This is a genomic window from Microbacterium sp. NPDC089695 (assembly GCF_044749085.1).
In the GTDB taxonomy this organism is placed as follows: domain Bacteria; phylum Actinomycetota; class Actinomycetes; order Actinomycetales; family Microbacteriaceae; genus Microbacterium.
This window is the reverse complement of the sequence record NZ_JBIVHG010000001.1, coordinates 836,665-852,576: the sequence shown is the minus strand read 5'-3', so window position 1 is coordinate 852,576 and position 15,912 is coordinate 836,665. Positions and strand designations below refer to the sequence as shown.

The following is a 15,912-nucleotide window of genomic DNA, read 5'->3' as shown; positions in this document are numbered from 1 at the left end:
AAGACCGCTACTGTGCCAGAGGAAACTCGGAGCGGGGGAGAAGTCGCATGATCGATGGGGTCTCGGTGGCGTCGAGCGGACGGGTCTTCCGCCGTCATCCGGTGCGCGCGGTCGTGAGCGCGATCGTGCTCACGGTCGTGCTGAGCGCAGCGGCGCTGTTCATCCTGCCGCGGTTCCTGCCCCGGCGGATGGACGTCGAGACGCGGGGGATCATCGTGCTGGTCGTGGCCGTCGCCCTCACCGCGGCCGTGTGGCTCAGCATCTTCTGGTTCCGCAACGTGCGCATCGCCGTGCATCCGACCCAGGTCGAGATCGGCCGCGGCGGCAACCGCGAGATCTTCGACCGGTCGACCACGGCGTTCCGGCCGAAGATCACCGAGCACCGCACCAACGGACTGCGTAGCGGCGTCACCCGCGCGCTCCTCGTCTACAGCGGCGATCGCGAGATCACCGTCGAGCTGCACGGTTTCACGCGCGCCGACGTCAACGAGCTCATGGCCGTGCTGAACCCGATCGACGCGCCTCCGGTCGCCGACCCGGTCGAGGCGGCCCGCGCTCGTGCTCATCTGCCGACCTCGTTCACCGTCGATGCGTCGAAGGAGCGCGGTTTCGCCATCGGGCTCACCGTCGGGGCGGCGATCTCGCTGGTCGCGGCGCTCGGCGTGGTGGCGCTCGCCTTCACCCCCGGATTCCTCGACGGCGAGCTGTCGGCGCTGGTGCTGATCGTCCCGTTCGCGGGCGTCGCCGGGATCGGACTCCTGATCGGTGCGCTGCAGCGGTGGCGCGTGCTCCGAGCGATCCCCGCGCGCATCGGCGTGAGCACGCAGGGCCTGCGCCTCGACGCGGAGGACGTGCCGTTCGCGCAGCTCACGCGCATCTGGCTGACGCCGACCGGCTACCCGGTCAGGCGCATGAAGATCGAGCGCGCGGCCGGGCGGTCGCGCACGATGGTGCTCGGGTCGTCGCGCGTGCAGACGACGCCCGACTACGCCGACCTGCTCGTCACGCTGCGTGCGCAGACGGCGCACCTCCCCGGGCTGCTGCGTCTCGACCTCGAGTGACGTGGGTGGCAGGACCGACCGGGCGCTGGATAAGCTTAGGCAACCCTTATCTCAGACCGACAGGTTCCGCCATGCCCCGCACCCGTACCCGGGCCTTCGCCGCCCTCCTCGCCGCCGTCGCGACGGCGGCCGCTCTCACCGCCTGCAGCCCCACGAGCGACGGCGGCGACGCCGACCTGCCCGAGGTCGCCGCCGACGCGTTCCCCGTCACGGTCGAGCACGCCTACGGCGAGACCACGATCGACGAGCAGCCCGCGCGCGTCGTCTCGGTCGGCTACACCGAGCAGGACACCCTGTGGGCCCTCGGCGTGAAGCCCGTCGGCGTCACCGAGTGGTACGGCGGCTACGACTTCGCCTCCTGGCCGTGGGCCGACGAGGCCCGCGGCGACTCCGAGCCCGAGGTGCTCACCACGAGCGACGGCCTCGACTTCGAGGCGATCGCGCTGCTCGAGCCCGACCTCATCATCGGCACCAACGCGGGGATGACGGAGGAGGACTTCGACCGTCTCTCCGAGATCGCGCCGACCGTCGCGCACTCTGGCGACTACTCCATGTACTTCGAGCCGTGGGACGTGCAGACCCTGCAGATCGGCAAGGCCGTCGGCCTCGAAGCGGAGGCGCAGGGCCTCGTCGACGGCATCGAGGCGCGGTTCGCGGATGTCGCCGCCGACCACCCCGAGTTCGCCGGGACGCCCGCCGTGTTCCTGCAGAACGCGATCTACGACGGGTCGGCCATCGCCTACCAGGACGGCCTGAGCACCGACTTCCTCACCGACCTCGGCTTCACGATCCCCGCCGACATCGACGCCTATGCGCCGGAGGACGAGTCGGGCGGCGGCCAGGCGTACATCCCCGTCGAGAACCTCGACGTGCTGAACGCCGCCGACGTGCTCATCTGGGGCACCGAGAAGGAAGAGGACGTCACCGCGCTCGAGGGCGAGGCCTTCGTGACCGCGCTCCGCGCCATGCAGAGCGGCTCTGTCGTGTACACCGACGGCGTCACCGCCGGCGCGATCTACTTCACGTCGCCGCTGAGCCTGCCCTACGTGCTCGACTCCCTCGTGCCCGCCCTCAGCATGGCGGTCGCGGGCGACGGGCCGGCGCGCACCGCGGAGTGACCGCGACCGCACCGACGACACGCGATCCGCGCCGGCAGTCCGCCGGGCGGATCGCGCTCGTCGTCGTGCTGACGACCCTCGCGCTCGCCGTGACGGTCGTGATCGGCCTCACGGTCGGCACGAAGATGATCGGCGTCGGCACCGTGATCGACGCGATCGCCCGGTTCGACGGCAGCGACCTGCAGCTCGTCGTCCGCGAATCGCGGATCCCCCGCACGGCGCTCGGCCTCGTGGTGGGGCTCGCGCTCGGTGCGGCCGGCGCCGTCATGCAGGCGCTCACCCGCAACGCGCTCGCCGACCCCGGCATCCTCGGCGTCAACGCCGGAGCATCCGTCGCCGTCGCGATCGCCGTCGCGGCCTTCGGGGTCGCCGACTTCCCGCAGCTCATGCTGTTCGCGCTCATCGGGGCCCTCGTCGCCACGATCGGCGTCGTGCTGCTCGGCGCGGCCGGCGGGGGCAGCCCCGTCACCCTGGTGCTCTCGGGCGTCGCGCTCGCAGCCGTGCTCGGCGGCCTCACCACCGCACTCGTGCTGCTCAACCCGACCGCGTTCCTGCAGATGCGCAGTTGGGAGTCCGGAGCCCTTGCCGGGCGCGACCTCGAACTCCTCGCCGTCGCGGGGCCGGCGATCGCGGTCGGGCTCGTCATCGCTCTGCTCATGACGCGCAGCCTCGACGTGCTGGCCCTGGGCGACGACACCGCCGCCGCGCTCGGCGTGAAGATCGGCCCGCTGCGCACGGCGGCCGTCGCCGCGGTGACGCTGCTCGCGGGCACCGCCACCGCGCTGGCCGGCCCGGTAGCCTTCCTCGGCCTCGCGGCGCCGCACATCGCCCGCGGGTTCGTCGGCGGCTCGCAGAAGGCCGTCGTTCCGCTCGCGGCGGTGATCGGGGCGATCGTCGTCGTGCTCGGCGACGTCGTCGGCCGTGTGATCATCGCGCCCCAGGAGGTGCCGGTCGGCATCGTGATGGCGTTCGTCGCCGCGCCGTTCCTCATCGTGATCGGGCGCAGGAAGAACCCGGTGCAGCTGTGAGCGCCGACATCCGCGTTGCCGCCCGCGACGTCATCCGCCGCGCCCGCCGCCCGCTCGACCGCCGGGGCCGCATCGCGATGACGCTTCTCGTCGTCGCGCTGCTCGCGTCGTTCCTCGCGAGCCTGTCGATCGGCGACACGGTGCTCTCGCCGTTCCGCGTCGTGCAGGCGCTGTTCGAGACGCGCGGCGGCGTGCGCATGGTCGTGGTCGACTGGCGGATGCCTCGGGCGCTCGCCGCCGTGGTCTTCGGCGCCGCCCTGGCGTGGTGTTCCAGACCATCACCCGCAACCCGCTGGGCAGTCCCGATGTGATCGGCCTCACGACCGGTGCGTACACGGGCGCTCTCGTGGTCATCACGACCGGTGGCGGCTCGCAGTTCAGCGTGGCGATCGGGGCGATCCTCGGCGGCTTCGCGACCGCGGGGCTGGTCGCGCTGCTCGTCGCCGGACGCGGTGCGCTCGGTTACCGCATCGTCATCGTCGGCATCGGGGTCAGTGCCGTGCTCGCGGCGCTCAACGCCTGGATGCTGCTGAGAGCCCGCCTGGAGGTCGCGATCTCCGCGGCGATCTGGGGCGCGGGGTCGCTGAACGGCGTCGGGTGGACGCAGGCGCTGCTGCCGATGATCGTGGTGCTGGCGCTGATGGCACTGCTGGCGTGCGCGCGGCGCGGCCTCTGGCTGATCCAGCTCGGAGACGACCTCGGCACGAGCCTCGGCGGCCGGATGGGGCTGACGAAGGCGGCGCTGGTCGCGGTCGCCGTGGGACTCACCGGCGTGGTCACGGCCGTGGCCGGACCCATCGCGTTCATCGCGCTCGCCGCGCCGCATCTCGCGCGACTGATCGTGAAGAACGGCACGGCGCACCTCGTCGCGACGGCACTGATGGGCGCGACCCTGCTCTCGCTCGCCGACATCATCGGGCAGAACGCGGTGCCGAAGCACGCACTGCCCGTGGGCGTCGTGACCCTGGTGCTGGGCGGCGTCTACCTCATCTACCTCGTGATCCGCACGGCGCGGCGGCGCGTGTAGGTTCGCCCGACGCTGCGCAGGAGATCACGCGCTGCGAAGGACGAGATCGGCCGGATGCTCCTTCATACCGTGAGATCTCCTGCGCCCGCCCGCGCCGAGAAAGGCACACTCCGGACGCACGGAGGGCCGGGGCGCATCGCCCCGGCCCTCCCCATCGCCTTCCGGATCAGACCGGTGCGACGATCTCCTGCTTGACGTCCCACTCGGTGATCTCGAGCGAGGTCTCGATCGACTGACCGGCTGCCTCGGTGGCGCCGGTGGTCGCGAGCACGACGTAGTCGGCCGTGATCTCGTAGGTCATCTCGACCGAGACGCCCTCCTGCTCGGCGGTGCCGGTCAGGATGTACACGTCCTGGCCCAGGCGCGAGCCCATGCCGGTGACCGTGAACTCGCCCGAGAGCGCGGCTGCCGCGACGGCCGGGTCGGCGTCGTTCGCGGTGGCGGCGGCCTGGCTCAGGCCGGCGACGATCGGGTCGGACGACTCCGGGTCGGCGACCTGCCACTCGCTCGTCGACGACTTGACCCAGGCGTCCCCGCCGATCACGACGACCGATCCCATGGGCGTCGACCACGCGACCGACTCGGTGGCCGGGTCGTACTGCGCGGTGGTCTCCATGCCGAGCACCGTCATCTTCGCGGCGTAGCCGGCCGAGTCGGTCATGGCCTCGGTGATGCATTCGCCCAGGGCGGTGCCGTCGACGGTCGCACCCTCGGTGAGCTCGGGGCAGTCGGTCGTCGGAGCCTCGGTGGCCTCGGCGGTCGCGGACGTCTCGTCCGCGGTCTCCTCGGCGGCCGGAGCGGAACAGCCGGTGAGCAGGATGGCGGCGGCCAGGACGATCCCGGCGCCGATCTTGGTGACGCGCATGCGCATTTCCCCCTTCGGTCGTGTGAGCGGCGATCACCGCGCACCCGACAAGCATGCCAGGCCCCGCGGACACGCCCGACAACAGAGCAGAGGAATCTCCGCTAGACTGTCCAGGTTGTCTGCCCTCCGGCATCCACTCGGATGCTCGGGCGGACGACGTGCACACACCCTCCTGCTCCCGGGAAAGCCCCGAGAGCCGTTCTAGTCCGAAGGAGGTGGGTAAGTGACGCACCAGTACGAACTCATGGTCATTCTGACCCCCGAGGTCGACGAGCGCCAGGTCGCTCCTACGCTCGACAAGTTCCTCAAGGTCATCACCAACGATGGCGGATCGATCGACAAGGTCGACATCTGGGGCAAGCGCCGCCTGGCGTACGAGATCCAGAAGAAGAGCGAGGGCATCTACGCCGTCGTCAACTTCACCGCGACCAGCGAGGCCACGCAGGAGCTCGACCGTCAGCTCAAGCTGAACGAGCAGATCATGCGCACCAAGGTCCTCCGCTCGGAAGAGGCTCAGGCGATGATCGCGTCTGAGGCCAAGCGCTCCGAAGAGAAGGCTGCCCGCAAGGCCGCCAAGGCTGCGAAGGCCTGAGTCCGATGGCCGGCGAAACAGTCATCACCGTGGTGGGAAACCTCACGGCCGACCCCGAGCTGCGGTACACGCAGAACGGACTGCCGGTGGCGAACTTCACCATCGCTTCGACGCCTCGGAACTTCGACCGCGCCGCCAACGAGTGGAAGGACGGCGAAGCGCTGTTCCTCCGCGCGTCGGTCTGGCGCGAGTTCGCCGAGCACGTGGCGGGCTCGCTGACCAAGGGCATGCGCGTCATCGCGCAGGGCCGTCTGCGTCAGCGCTCCTACCAGGACCGCGAGGGCAACCAGCGCACCGCGATCGAGCTGGAGGTCGACGAGATCGGCCCCTCGCTCCGGTACGCGACCGCGCAGGTCACCCGGGCGGCGTCGAACGGCGGCGGGGGCGGTCAGTCCCGTCCCGCTCAGCAGCAGCAGGTGTCGGAGGAGCCGTGGTCCACGCCCGGCTCGTCGACCAGCGCCGACGCCTGGAGCACTCCGGGCAGCTTCGGCGACGACACCCCCTTCTGAATCAGATCTCCGGATGCTCCGGCATCCGTCTCATAACTAAGGAAAAACAATGGCTGGAAAGTCGAGCGGCGACCGCCGCAAGCCGCGGAAGGGCGCGAAGAACGCCGCTCCCGCGAAGTCGATCCGGGTCGGAGTCATCGACTACAAGGATGTCGCGACCCTTCGCAAGTTCGTCTCGGAGCGCGGCAAGATCCGTGCCCGTCGTATCACCGGTGTCTCGGTGCAGGAGCAGCGTCTGATCGCCACCGCGATCAAGAACGCACGCGAGATGGCGCTCCTGCCCTACGCTGGCGCAGGCCGGTAAGGGGTAGCGACATGGCAAAGCTGATTCTCACGAACGAGGTCGCCGGGCTCGGTAGCGCCGGTGACGTGGTCGAGGTCAAGAACGGGTACGCCCGCAACTACCTCATCCCCCAGGGCTTCGCTACGGCGTGGACCCGCGGTGGCGAAAAGCAGGTCGCTTCGATCCAGGCTGCTCGTCAGGCGCGCGCGATCCACGACCGCGACGAGGCCGTGGCCCTGAAGAACTCGATCGAGGCCGCCAAGGTGCGTCTCGCGGTCAAGGCCGGCAAGGAAGGTCGTCTGTTCGGCTCGGTGAAGACCGCCGACGTCGCGGACGCCGTCGCCGCTGCGGGCCTCGGCTCGATCGACAAGCGCAAGGTGCACATCACGTCGGCGATCAAGTCGACCGGTGAGCACGAGGCCACGGTTCGTCTGCACGACGACGTGACCGCTGTCATCACCCTGCAGGTCGTCGCCGCCAAGTAAGCGCGACGCCCCGCGCGAACGCCCTCTGTCCTCCAGGGCAGGGGGCGTTCCGCATTTCCCCCTCCCTTCCCGTGCGAGCCACCCCTTTTCATCCGAGCCACCCTTCTGCGAACGGTCGGAAGAGGGGTGGCTCGCACCAAACGGGGTGGGTGGGGACGGATGCCGGAGGGCACGACGGATGCCCCGTGCTGGGGACACGGGGCATCCGCTCACTGCACGGCGCCGCAGCGGCCGGCGAGGGCTGGGGCCCTGTCGGACCGGCGGGCTGGAGCCCGCGCACCGGCGACACAGCATCTCCTCCCCCGAGGATGACCGTGTCGCCGGGACCTACGGCGTCACGCGATCACGCGGCGGCGGAGCAGCATCCCTCCTCCGAGGACGAGCAGGAGCATCGCCAGTGCGGCGACGGCCGTCGACGACGCGCCTCCGGTCATGGCGAGTCCCTGTGCGGAACCGGCTGCGGTCACAGCGCCACCGGAGATCGAAACCGAGGCACCTCCGACGGCGGTGCCGGGGTCCGTTCCCGGGTCGGTGCCCGGGTCGGTGCCGGGATCGGTTCCCGGGTCCGTGCCGGGATCGGTTCCCGGGTCCGTGACCGTGCTCTCACCGGTCACGGAGATGGCGTTCCCGCCGATCGTGATCGGAAGGGTGATCGGCGCGGTGATCTGGCTGCCACCGAGGATGCCGTCGTCACCCGTGGTGATGCCACCGGTGGTCGGGCCCTCGGTCGCCGGGGTTCCGGCGTCCGTGCCTCCCACGACCGCGCTGTCTCCGAGGACGGAGATGGCGTTGCCGGTGGCGGTCACGGGTGCGGTGACGGGGGCGGTGACCTGGGTGCCCGAGGCGATGCCGTCGTCACCGTTGGTGGTGCCGCCGGTCGTCGCGCCGTCGCTGCCCGCCGGGGTTCCGGCGTCCGTGCCGCCCACGACCGCGCTGTCTCCGAGGACGGAGACGGCGTTGCCGGTGGCGGTCACGGGTGCCGTGACCGGTGCGGTGACCTGGGTGCCGCTGGCGACACTGTCGTCACCGCCGGTCATGGCGCCCGTGGCGGGTGCGGTCGACCCGGCCGGGGTGGCCGGTGCCGTGTCGCCCACGACCGCGCTGTCGCCCAGGAGGGAGATGGCGTTGCCGGTGGCGTTCACGGGTGCGGTGACCGGTGCGGTGACCTGGGTGCCCGAGGCGATGCCGTCGTCACCGCCGGTCATGGCGCCCGTGGCGGGTGCGGTCGACCCGGCCGGGGTGGCCGGTGCCGTGTCGCCCACGACCGCGCTGTCGCCGAGCAGCGAGATCGCGTTGCCGCCGACGTTCACGGGTGCGGTGACGGGAGCGGTGACCTGGGTGCCGGAGGCGATGCCGTCGTCACCCGTGGTGTTGGGTGCCGCGGCATCCACCGTCCCCGCGTCGGATGCCGGTGCCGCGGCATCCCCGCCCATGGTCGCGCTGTCGCCGAGGAGCGAGAGCGAGTTGCCCGTCACGGTGATGGGCACGTCGACGTCGATCAGTGCCTGGGTGCCCGAGAGCACGCCGTCGGTGCCGTTCGTGGTGATCGACAGTGCGGGTGCGGCGGCCGGAGCCGGTGCTGCCGGCGCCGCCGACGAGCTCGAATCGCCGAGCACGCTGACGCCGTTGCCTGTCACGGTGACGGGAACGGAGACGGCGACGACGGCCTGGGTTCCGGAGGCGACGCCGTCGCCACCTCCGGTCGCAGGCGCCGGGGCGGGTGCGGGTGCCGGCGCCGGGGCGGCCGCAGGAGCGGGAGCCGGGGCCGGTTGCGCGGAGGAGTCTCCGAGCAGCGAGATCGCGTTGCCCGCGACCGTGACGGGGACGGAGATCGGAGCCTCCGCCTGGGTCCCCGAGAGAAGTCCGTCTTCTCCCGTGGTGTCCGCCGCGTTGGCGGCGGTCGCGCCGAACAGGGTGACCCCGCCGGCGATGAGCGTGCCCCAGAGGACCCGCTTGAGAACAGTACGCATGATGACCTTCTCCTGACTTGTTGGTGTGCGTCTGGATGGGTGCGTGCGAGAAAGAACGTGTGCGCGCGCAGCACGGCATCTGCCGTTCCGGAGAACGGCGCGACGGACCGTCAGTCAGGAGAGACGTCGGTGTCGGCCACCAGTGACGTCGGCAGGACGTCATCCGGTGCGCCGGGGGTCCGCTCCACGGCACGGAGCGGAGAGAAGCCCACGTCGCTCGGGCGAGCGTGGGAGAGAGCGGATGCCGAGCCGGATCCGGCCGATGACGCGGGCACCGCCGGTGCGCCGCCCGGTGTCGGGAGAACGGGCTCCTCGGTCGCGGATCCGGGCGCACTCGTCGCCGGGGATGCCGGGACGGCGGCCGACCGGTGGGTGGACGGAGTCCTCTCCAGGGCGGCGGGCACAGCGGTGGCCGATACGGCCGACTCGACGGTCGGCGCCGTCTCGGAGGCGACGCCCGTAGCCGGGTCGAGCGCCCCGAGCACGGGCGGAACGGTGGCATCGATCACGTCGCCGACGATGGCGGTGGTGTCGTCGAGCACGCCGACGACGTCGGTGAGCAGTGCACCCACACCGAGTCGCTCGATCAGCACCCCGACCAGGGGCACCGCATCGAGCGTCTGCTGAAGCGGCGTGACGATCTGCGAGACGGGTGCGTCGTGGAGGACGTCGGCGACCGGGTCGACGACCTGCTCGACCGCGTCGGTCGTGGAGGTGAGGATGGGGGTCGTCGCGGGTCCGACGACGGGGACGGCGGCGACGGTGTCGGAGACCTGCTCGACGACGGCCGGCGCGGCCTGCTGCACGGGGGCCGTGACGTGGGACACGACGGGTGCGACCACCTCGGTCACGACCGGCTGCACGACCTCGGTGACGACGGGATGCGTCACGGCCGTCACGGTGTCTCCCACGGCGGTGACGGTGTCGGTCACGAGGGAGTTGACGCCGCCCAGCAGAGAGGGATCGGACTGTTCGTCCGCGTGGGCGGAGGATCCGCCGGTGAGAACCGTGATCGCCGCCCATGCGAGCGCTCCCAGGCCGCCCCAAAGGGCCACGGCGGGTACGCCGCGTCTGGTTGCGTGAGCGTTCACGTTCGCTTCCCTCCCCGAAAGACGATCGTTCCCTGCATCCTGCGATGTGTCGGCGACGATACTCCCGGTATATCGCCTTGTCCACCCCCACCTGCCGCAAGAACGTTGCGGCGGACTGCAATATCTCCATCGTCTGGACTCAGGACGCGCCCGACGAAATCCCCACTTGACTTTCCCCAGGTTCTGCACATCCGATTCGACGCCGCGCGAACCTTCAACGCACAGTTGAACTACTTTGCCATCCACAGGGTGGGGAAAGGGGAAAGCCCAGTTCAAAAGTCATAAAAAAGTTGGCTATGGAGGTACTCCACCGGGTTATCCACATGCGTTCTGCACAGACACTCCGGACTTGTTCGCACGCTTTCCACATGGTTATCCACAGGCAATGTTGCGTCCGAAAACCCGCGCTCGTAGCGTTGTCCAGCGACCCGATGTCGGAGGTTCCTGGTGTGCTGAGCAGACCGGCCTCCTCGACCGGAATCAGGGCGCGTCGACAGCGCGGCGCACCCGGGGGACAGTCGCAGTGAAGGGAGAAGCGTGTCGATCGCCGACATCTCAGACGAGCGCCTCGGAGGGCAGCGCAAGCCCGAGCGCACCCCGCCGCACGATCTTCTCGCCGAGCAGAGCGCCCTGGGTGGCATGCTGCTGTCGAAGGATGCCGTCGCCGACGTGATCGAGACGCTCAAGGGCGCCGACTTCTACATCCCCAAGCACGAGCTCATCTACGAGGCGATCCTGTCGCTGTACTCGCACGGCGAGCCGACCGACGTCGTCGCCGTGACCGACGAGCTGATCAAGACCGGAGAGCTCAGCCGCGCGGGTGGGGCCGACTACCTGCACACGCTCACCTCGATCGTCCCGACCGCCGCGAACGCCGGCTATTACGCAGGCATCGTGTCGGAGCGCGCGATCCTACGCCGCCTCGTCGACGCCGGCACCCGCATCGTGCAGCTCGGCTACGACGGCCAGGGCGACGCGACCGACATCGTCAACAACGCGCAGGCGGAGATCTACTCGGTCACCGGCTCCGAGACGGCCGAGGACTACGTGCCGCTCACCACCGCGGTCGATGCCGCGATCGAGGAGATCGAGGCCGCGAACGGCCGCGACGGCTCGATGACCGGCATCCCGACCGGCTTCAAGGAGCTCGACGAACTCACCAATGGCCTGCACGGCGGGCAGATGATCGTGGTCGCGGCGCGGCCCGCCATGGGAAAGTCGACCCTCGCGCTCGACTTCGCCCGCGCCGCCTCCATCGGCCACGACTACCCGTCGATCTTCTTCTCCCTCGAGATGGGCAAGAGCGAGATCGCCATGCGACTGCTCAGCGCCGAGGGAGCCATCCCGCTGCAGCACATGCGCAAGGGCACGCTCGACCCGCGCGACTGGACGACCGTGGCGTCGACCCGCGGACGCATCAACGACGCCCCGCTCTACATCGACGACAGCCCCAACATGACGCTCGTCGAGATCCGCGCGAAGTGCCGTCGCCTCAAGCAGCGCGCCGGTCTGAAGATGGTCATCATCGACTACCTGCAGCTCATGACCTCGGGCAAGCGCGTCGAGTCGCGTCAGCAGGAGGTCTCGGAGTTCTCGCGAAGCCTGAAGCTCATCGCCAAGGAGCTGCAGGTGCCGGTGATCGCGCTCTCGCAACTGAACCGTGGGCCCGAGCAGCGGCAGGACAAGAAGCCCGCCATCAGCGACCTGCGAGAGTCGGGCTCGATCGAGCAGGACGCCGACATGGTGATCCTGCTGCACCGCGACTCGGTCTACGACAAGGACGTACGCCCCGGTGAGGCCGATCTGATCGTCGCGAAGCACCGTAACGGTCCGACCGCGACCATCACGGTCGCCTTCCAGGGCCACTACTCGCGCTTCGCCGACATGGCACCCGGCGGCGACTTCAACTGAGTCGCGGGCGGTCATCCGTCATCCGCGCGAGCCACCGGCGAACGGCGGGCTAGCGTTGAGCACATGCCGCCCCGCCCGACCATGACACGTTTCGTGGAGTGGTGGGACGATCATCAGGTCGCGCTGTTCCTCGCCGCGATCGCGGTCGGCGCGATCGTCGGGCTCGCGCTGCCCCCGGCGGCTCCCGGCCTCGAGGTCGCGATCGAACCCGCTCTCATGCTGTTGCTGTTCGCCACGTTCCTCGGCGTTCCGCTCGTCGAGGTGGGCCGGGCGTTCCGCGACGCGCGGTTCCTGGTGACGGTGCTGGGCGTCAACTTCCTCCTCGTGCCGCTCCTCGCCTGGGGGCTGTCACGATTCGTCGCTGACGATCAGGGGCTGCTCCTGGGCGTGCTCCTCGTGCTGCTCACTCCGTGCATCGACTACGTCATCGTGTTCACGGGCCTCGCCGGCGGTGCACGGGCACGGCTGCTCGCGGCCGCTCCGCTACTGATGCTCGTGCAGATTCTCCTGTTGCCGGTCTACCTCCTCCTGTTCCTGGGGCCGGAGGCGCTCGGAGTGATCGACGTCGAGCCCTTCGCCGAAGCGTTCCTGCTCCTGATCGTCGTGCCGCTCGCCGCCGCCACGGCCGTGCAGGCGCTCGCTCGGCGGCGTCGCGCCGGGCGGATGATCGAGTCGATCATGGCGGCGGCGATGGTGCCGCTGATGATGGTCACGCTCGCCGTGGTCGTCGGGTCGCAGATCGCCGCCGTCGGCACCGAAGCGCTGACGCTGCTGCGCGTCGTGCCGATCTACGTCGCTTTCGTGGTGGTCGCGGTGGTCGTCGGCGGTGTCGTGAGCCGCGTCGTCCGCCTCGATGCGCCGAGTGCGCGCGCTGTCGTGTTCTCGGCGGCGACGCGCAACTCGCTCGTGGTGCTGCCGCTCGCCCTCGCGCTGCCCACGCCCCTCGCCATCGCCTCACTGGCCGTCGTCACGCAGACGCTCGTGGAGCTCTTGGCGATGGTCGTGCTCGTGCGCATCGTGCCCCGACTGGTGCCCGCCACCCGCGCATCCTCGTAACAGACGCTCGGCGGCGCGAGCCATCGGAAATGTACGCGGCGTGGAATCGATCTCCATCCACGGGGCGCGATCCCATGCCGGAACTTCATCTCGTCTTCGACGCGATGCCTTTTCAGACGGAGTCCAACTACCTACCGTGTTGCCCGATGCAGAAGACATCGACGGAGGTTGGAATATCAGCCTCCGGACCGGAGAAGGCTCGTATTCAAGGAGGAAGTGTGCGCAACTCATTCACTCGCAACGGCTGGGTCCGACGATCCGGCGGCTGTGCGGCGTCGGTCGCCGTGGTGCTGGCTCTCGGCGCAGGTGCGTTCATCGGTGCTCCCGCCGCCGCCAGCGAGGTATCGACCGAGACGGCCCCCCTCGACGACGCCGGCTACCAGGAGTTCGTCGGCGAGGTCATCGCGACGGACGACGCGATCAACAGCATCGCGCAGGACGGCGAGGGCAACGTCGTGGTGCGCGCCGACCTCGATGAGCTGGACGCCGCGGCGCAGGCCGAGCTCGACAGCTACGAGAACCTCATCGTGATCGACGACGAGCCCGTGCAGGCGCTCGCCGCGAACGACATCGTCGGCGGTGCGGGATACATCACCAACGGATCCAGCCTGTGCTCGTTCGGTTTCAGCGCCTGGTCGCCGTCCGGCACGCCCGCCATCATCACGGCCGGCCACTGCGGCACGGCAGGCGCCCGCGTCGAGCGCTCGCAGCCGCAGCGCGACGATGCGCCGTTCTACCCGAACTCCGGCCCCGGTGCGGCGTTCTGGTCGAACGCCGCGGGCCGCAGCGTCGGGACCTTCGCGTTCTCGCAGTGGGGCGGCCCCTCGGGCACGCCCGGCGCCAACGGCGACGTGCGCAGCGTCGACGTCGCCGCGATCAACGTGACCAACGCCAACCTGCGGTTGCGTCCGGCCGTGACCGACTGGACGAGCGCCAGCACCGGCGACCTCTCGACGTCGACCATCGCCGTCACCGGCATCGGCGATGCCCGGGTGGGCGACCGGATCGTCCGCTCCGGGCGCACGTCGGGCCTGCAGTCGGGAACCGTGCTCGAGATCAAGTCGTGGACGCAGGTCTGCGAGCGGGTCACGCCCACGCCCTCCGGATGCCGGTGGGTCTACGGCTTCCGCACGAACGCCCCGTCGCGGCCCGGCGACTCCGGAGGATCGTTCCTCCGCGGCACCACGGCCATCGGCGTGCTGCCGGGCGGCACGAGCACGACGTCGTTCGCGGCCGACCTCAAGGCCGGGCTCGCGATGACGGGCGGCTACACGCTGCAGTTCGCGGTCGCTGCTCCGGCCGTCACGGCCACCAGCGCCGAGGCCGCCCAGGCGGATCGCGTGTGGGGCACGGGCGAACCCGGCGCCACCCTGGTCGTCGATCAGGCCGGCGTCATCACCGAGGTGCCGATCGCCGCGGACGGCACGTGGTCGTTCGACGCACCGGAGGCGGGCGTGGACGCGTACTCGCTGAGCGTGAAGCGCGGCTTCGACGTCTCCGATCCGGTCGCCTTCCAGTAGCCGGTTGACCGCGACTCCGCCCCGGTGCGTCTCGCGCGCTCCGGGGCGGAGTCGTGCGCGGAGCGCATCGTGCGCAGAGGTGCCACAGCGGTGACGACGGTGCATGGCGGACGGGACGCCCCCACCACGGGGGAGGCGGCGGAAAGGGCGCCCCGTCCGGCGTCGCCATAGGAACGACGCCGCAGCCATCCGCATCGCAGCGCGAATGATCGCTTCGCAAGCGTGACACCACCACGCGCCCCGCGCAAGTCCCATGGACACGGGAATGTCGCGAAGTGTCGTTCTTTGCGGTTCGTCGCGACGGCGCGGATCAGAGCACGATGTCGTCTGCGCTCGACAACTCGATCCGCGCGAGCGGCCGCGCCCCCTGATGTACGAGCACATCCGCATCCGTCAGCGGCCCGAGTTCGAGACCGGTGAGCTCGCCGATCTCGGCCACGGGCACCTGGAACGTGCGGAAGCCGCCGAGCGGCGGCGGGGCCGTCACGCCGCGTGCGGCGTCGACCAGCGCGGACTGGTCGAGCACGAAACCCGCGGAGGAGAGTCCGTCGGACGACTCCCAGGCGGCCACCTTCCAGAACCGCAGCGGGATGCGGATGCCGAGCACCGGGGCGGTGAAGACCGAGATCCGCTGGTCGGTGCTCTCGGCGTACGCGAGCACGTGGTCTTCGAGACCGAGCCACAGCTCCTTCGACTGGTTGAACCCCGCGGCCTGCGGTGCGGCGTTGGGGTAGAAGAACGTCGCCTCCATCGCATCCCTCGCCGCGGCGACCTCGCCCCAGCCGGGATCGCGACGACGCACCAGATGGCCGCGATCCAGATCGTTGCGCGAGTACACCTCGGGCCCCGCCTGCCGGTCGGCGTCCACGCGCTCGTCGAGGCGCCACTCGCCGGTGCGGGGCAGGTCGAGCAGTGCGCCGCCGTCGATGTTGACGCCGGTGACCGCCGCGAGCCGCCGCACACCGTCGAGCAGCACGGTGAACCGCGGATACGTCAGCTCATGCACGTCGCGTGCCGGCCGCGGCAGCGGCAGCGTCGTCGGGAGGAAGTCGGGGTCGTATCCGTCGGCCATGTCACCATGGTCGCGCGCACCTCGGACACTCGTCGAGCACCGGGAGGCGCAGGCGGCCGCCGTCAGGGGCGCACGCGCACCGTTCGTCCCTCGAACGACACGAGGTCGCCGTCACGCAGCTGTCGGCCGCGGCGGCGGTCGACCTCGCCGTTGACCTTGACGAAGCCGTCGATCACGACCTCTTTCGCGTCGCCGCCCGAGTCGAGCAGTCCCGAGTACTTCAGGAACTGCCCCAGTCGGATCATCTCTCCGCCGATGGACACGTCGGTCGGTTCGGGCTTGGCCATGCAGCCAGCGTAGTCCCGCACGACCGCACGACCGTGC

17 protein-coding genes are annotated in these 15,912 nt (G+C 70.3%); 12 read left to right on the top strand and 5 right to left on the bottom strand.

Going from position 1 to position 15,912, the window contains the following annotated elements:
- The first annotated feature begins 47 nt into the window (after positions 1-47).
- From ACIPYT_RS04265 to ACIPYT_RS04245, 5 genes are all read left to right on the top strand, one after another.
- Complete coding sequence (locus ACIPYT_RS04265) at positions 48-1,061, top strand: hypothetical protein (protein ID WP_401070957.1); 1,014 nt, start codon at positions 48-50, stop codon at positions 1,059-1,061.
- Positions 1,062-1,132: 71 nt separating this feature from the next.
- A complete protein-coding gene (locus tag ACIPYT_RS04260) occupies positions 1,133-2,179 on the top strand; it encodes an iron-siderophore ABC transporter substrate-binding protein (protein WP_401070956.1) in 1,047 nt (348 codons plus the stop codon).
- Positions 2,176-3,207 carry a FecCD family ABC transporter permease gene (locus ACIPYT_RS04255; protein WP_401070954.1) on the top strand — a complete coding sequence of 344 codons (1,032 nt, stop codon included), beginning with the start codon at positions 2,176-2,178 and terminating at the stop codon, positions 3,205-3,207. The genes ACIPYT_RS04260 and ACIPYT_RS04255 overlap by 4 nt, the downstream gene beginning before the upstream one ends.
- On the top strand, positions 3,204-3,518 hold the full coding sequence (locus ACIPYT_RS04250) for an iron chelate uptake ABC transporter family permease subunit (RefSeq protein ID WP_401070952.1): 315 nt from the start codon (positions 3,204-3,206) through the stop codon (positions 3,516-3,518). Before ACIPYT_RS04255 ends, ACIPYT_RS04250 begins: the two co-directional genes overlap by 4 nt.
- Positions 3,473-4,234 (top strand): FecCD family ABC transporter permease, encoded by a 762-nt coding sequence (locus ACIPYT_RS04245; protein WP_401070950.1) that lies wholly within the window; start codon positions 3,473-3,475, stop codon positions 4,232-4,234. Before ACIPYT_RS04250 ends, ACIPYT_RS04245 begins: the two co-directional genes overlap by 46 nt.
- Positions 4,235-4,400: 166 nt before the next feature.
- On the opposite strand, the gene ACIPYT_RS04240 is transcribed toward ACIPYT_RS04245, so the two are convergent.
- Entirely contained in the window at positions 4,401-5,099 is a 699-nt protein-coding gene (locus tag ACIPYT_RS04240) for a hypothetical protein (protein WP_401070949.1), read from the bottom strand.
- A 223-nt stretch (positions 5,100-5,322) separates the two neighbouring features.
- Here ACIPYT_RS04240 and rpsF point away from each other — a divergent pair, with 223 nt between their 5' ends.
- From rpsF to rplI, 4 genes are read left to right on the top strand one after another with little or no spacing between them, the layout of a single operon-like run.
- Positions 5,323-5,691, top strand: a complete 369-nt coding sequence (rpsF, locus tag ACIPYT_RS04235; RefSeq protein ID WP_401070947.1) for a 30S ribosomal protein S6 — start codon at positions 5,323-5,325, stop codon at positions 5,689-5,691.
- A 5-nt stretch (positions 5,692-5,696) separates the two neighbouring features.
- Complete coding sequence (locus ACIPYT_RS04230) at positions 5,697-6,200, top strand: single-stranded DNA-binding protein (RefSeq protein ID WP_401070946.1); 504 nt, start codon at positions 5,697-5,699, stop codon at positions 6,198-6,200.
- A gap of 49 nt (positions 6,201-6,249) precedes the next feature.
- Positions 6,250-6,504: a 30S ribosomal protein S18 gene (gene rpsR, locus ACIPYT_RS04225; RefSeq protein WP_017203799.1), complete on the top strand. Its 255-nt coding sequence runs from the start codon at positions 6,250-6,252 to the stop codon at positions 6,502-6,504.
- An 11-nt stretch (positions 6,505-6,515) separates the two neighbouring features.
- Positions 6,516-6,968 (top strand): 50S ribosomal protein L9, encoded by a 453-nt coding sequence (gene rplI, locus ACIPYT_RS04220; protein WP_401070944.1) that lies wholly within the window; start codon positions 6,516-6,518, stop codon positions 6,966-6,968.
- Positions 6,969-7,303: 335 nt separating this feature from the next.
- Here the strand turns inward: rplI and ACIPYT_RS04215 are convergent, their stop codons facing one another.
- Both ACIPYT_RS04215 and ACIPYT_RS04210 read right to left on the bottom strand, forming a co-directional pair.
- Positions 7,304-8,938 carry a beta strand repeat-containing protein gene (locus ACIPYT_RS04215; protein WP_401070942.1) on the bottom strand — a complete coding sequence of 545 codons (1,635 nt, stop codon included), beginning with the start codon at positions 8,936-8,938 and terminating at the stop codon, positions 7,304-7,306.
- Between the two features lie 110 nt (positions 8,939-9,048).
- Positions 9,049-10,029, bottom strand: coding sequence for a hypothetical protein (locus tag ACIPYT_RS04210; RefSeq protein WP_401070940.1), 981 nt, complete (start codon positions 10,027-10,029; stop codon positions 9,049-9,051).
- Between the two features lie 537 nt (positions 10,030-10,566).
- Between ACIPYT_RS04210 and dnaB the strand changes: the two genes are divergently transcribed.
- The 3 genes from dnaB (at position 10,567) to ACIPYT_RS04195 (ending at position 14,516) form a co-directional block, all read left to right on the top strand.
- Entirely contained in the window at positions 10,567-11,940 is a 1,374-nt protein-coding gene (gene dnaB, locus ACIPYT_RS04205) for a replicative DNA helicase (RefSeq protein ID WP_401070938.1), read from the top strand.
- 63 nt (positions 11,941-12,003) lie between these two features.
- Positions 12,004-12,996 carry a bile acid:sodium symporter gene (locus tag ACIPYT_RS04200; RefSeq protein ID WP_401070936.1) on the top strand — a complete coding sequence of 331 codons (993 nt, stop codon included), beginning with the start codon at positions 12,004-12,006 and terminating at the stop codon, positions 12,994-12,996.
- Positions 12,997-13,214: 218 nt separating this feature from the next.
- Positions 13,215-14,516 (top strand): S1 family peptidase, encoded by a 1,302-nt coding sequence (locus ACIPYT_RS04195; RefSeq protein ID WP_401070934.1) that lies wholly within the window; start codon positions 13,215-13,217, stop codon positions 14,514-14,516.
- Between the two features lie 310 nt (positions 14,517-14,826).
- On the opposite strand, the gene ACIPYT_RS04190 is transcribed toward ACIPYT_RS04195, so the two are convergent.
- Positions 14,827-15,588, bottom strand: a complete 762-nt coding sequence (locus ACIPYT_RS04190; RefSeq protein WP_401070932.1) for a DNA/RNA non-specific endonuclease — start codon at positions 15,586-15,588, stop codon at positions 14,827-14,829.
- 62 nt (positions 15,589-15,650) lie between these two features.
- The gene (locus ACIPYT_RS04185; RefSeq protein ID WP_401070930.1) at positions 15,651-15,875 is read right to left on the bottom strand and encodes an RNA-binding S4 domain-containing protein; all 225 of its coding nucleotides are present in this window, start codon (positions 15,873-15,875) and stop codon (positions 15,651-15,653) included.
- Positions 15,876-15,912: the final 37 nt, after the last annotated feature.

What these genes read in the sequence shown, in the direction of transcription:
- ACIPYT_RS04200 (WP_401070936.1), top strand. Translation starts at nt 12,004, where the DNA reads ATGCCGCCCCGCCCGACCATGACACGTTTCGTGGAGTGGTGGGACGAT.
- ACIPYT_RS04240 (WP_401070949.1), bottom strand. Translation starts at nt 5,099, where the DNA reads ATGCGCGTCACCAAGATCGGCGCCGGGATCGTCCTGGCCGCCGCCATC.
- ACIPYT_RS04190 (WP_401070932.1), bottom strand. Translation starts at nt 15,588, where the DNA reads ATGGCCGACGGATACGACCCCGACTTCCTCCCGACGACGCTGCCGCTG.
- ACIPYT_RS04265 (WP_401070957.1), top strand. Translation starts at nt 48, where the DNA reads ATGATCGATGGGGTCTCGGTGGCGTCGAGCGGACGGGTCTTCCGCCGT.
- ACIPYT_RS04185 (WP_401070930.1), bottom strand. Translation starts at nt 15,875, where the DNA reads ATGGCCAAGCCCGAACCGACCGACGTGTCCATCGGCGGAGAGATGATC.
- rplI (WP_401070944.1), top strand. Translation starts at nt 6,516, where the DNA reads ATGGCAAAGCTGATTCTCACGAACGAGGTCGCCGGGCTCGGTAGCGCC.
- ACIPYT_RS04215 (WP_401070942.1), bottom strand. Translation starts at nt 8,938, where the DNA reads ATGCGTACTGTTCTCAAGCGGGTCCTCTGGGGCACGCTCATCGCCGGC.
- ACIPYT_RS04260 (WP_401070956.1), top strand. Translation starts at nt 1,133, where the DNA reads ATGCCCCGCACCCGTACCCGGGCCTTCGCCGCCCTCCTCGCCGCCGTC.
- rpsR (WP_017203799.1), top strand. Translation starts at nt 6,250, where the DNA reads ATGGCTGGAAAGTCGAGCGGCGACCGCCGCAAGCCGCGGAAGGGCGCG.
- ACIPYT_RS04230 (WP_401070946.1), top strand. Translation starts at nt 5,697, where the DNA reads ATGGCCGGCGAAACAGTCATCACCGTGGTGGGAAACCTCACGGCCGAC.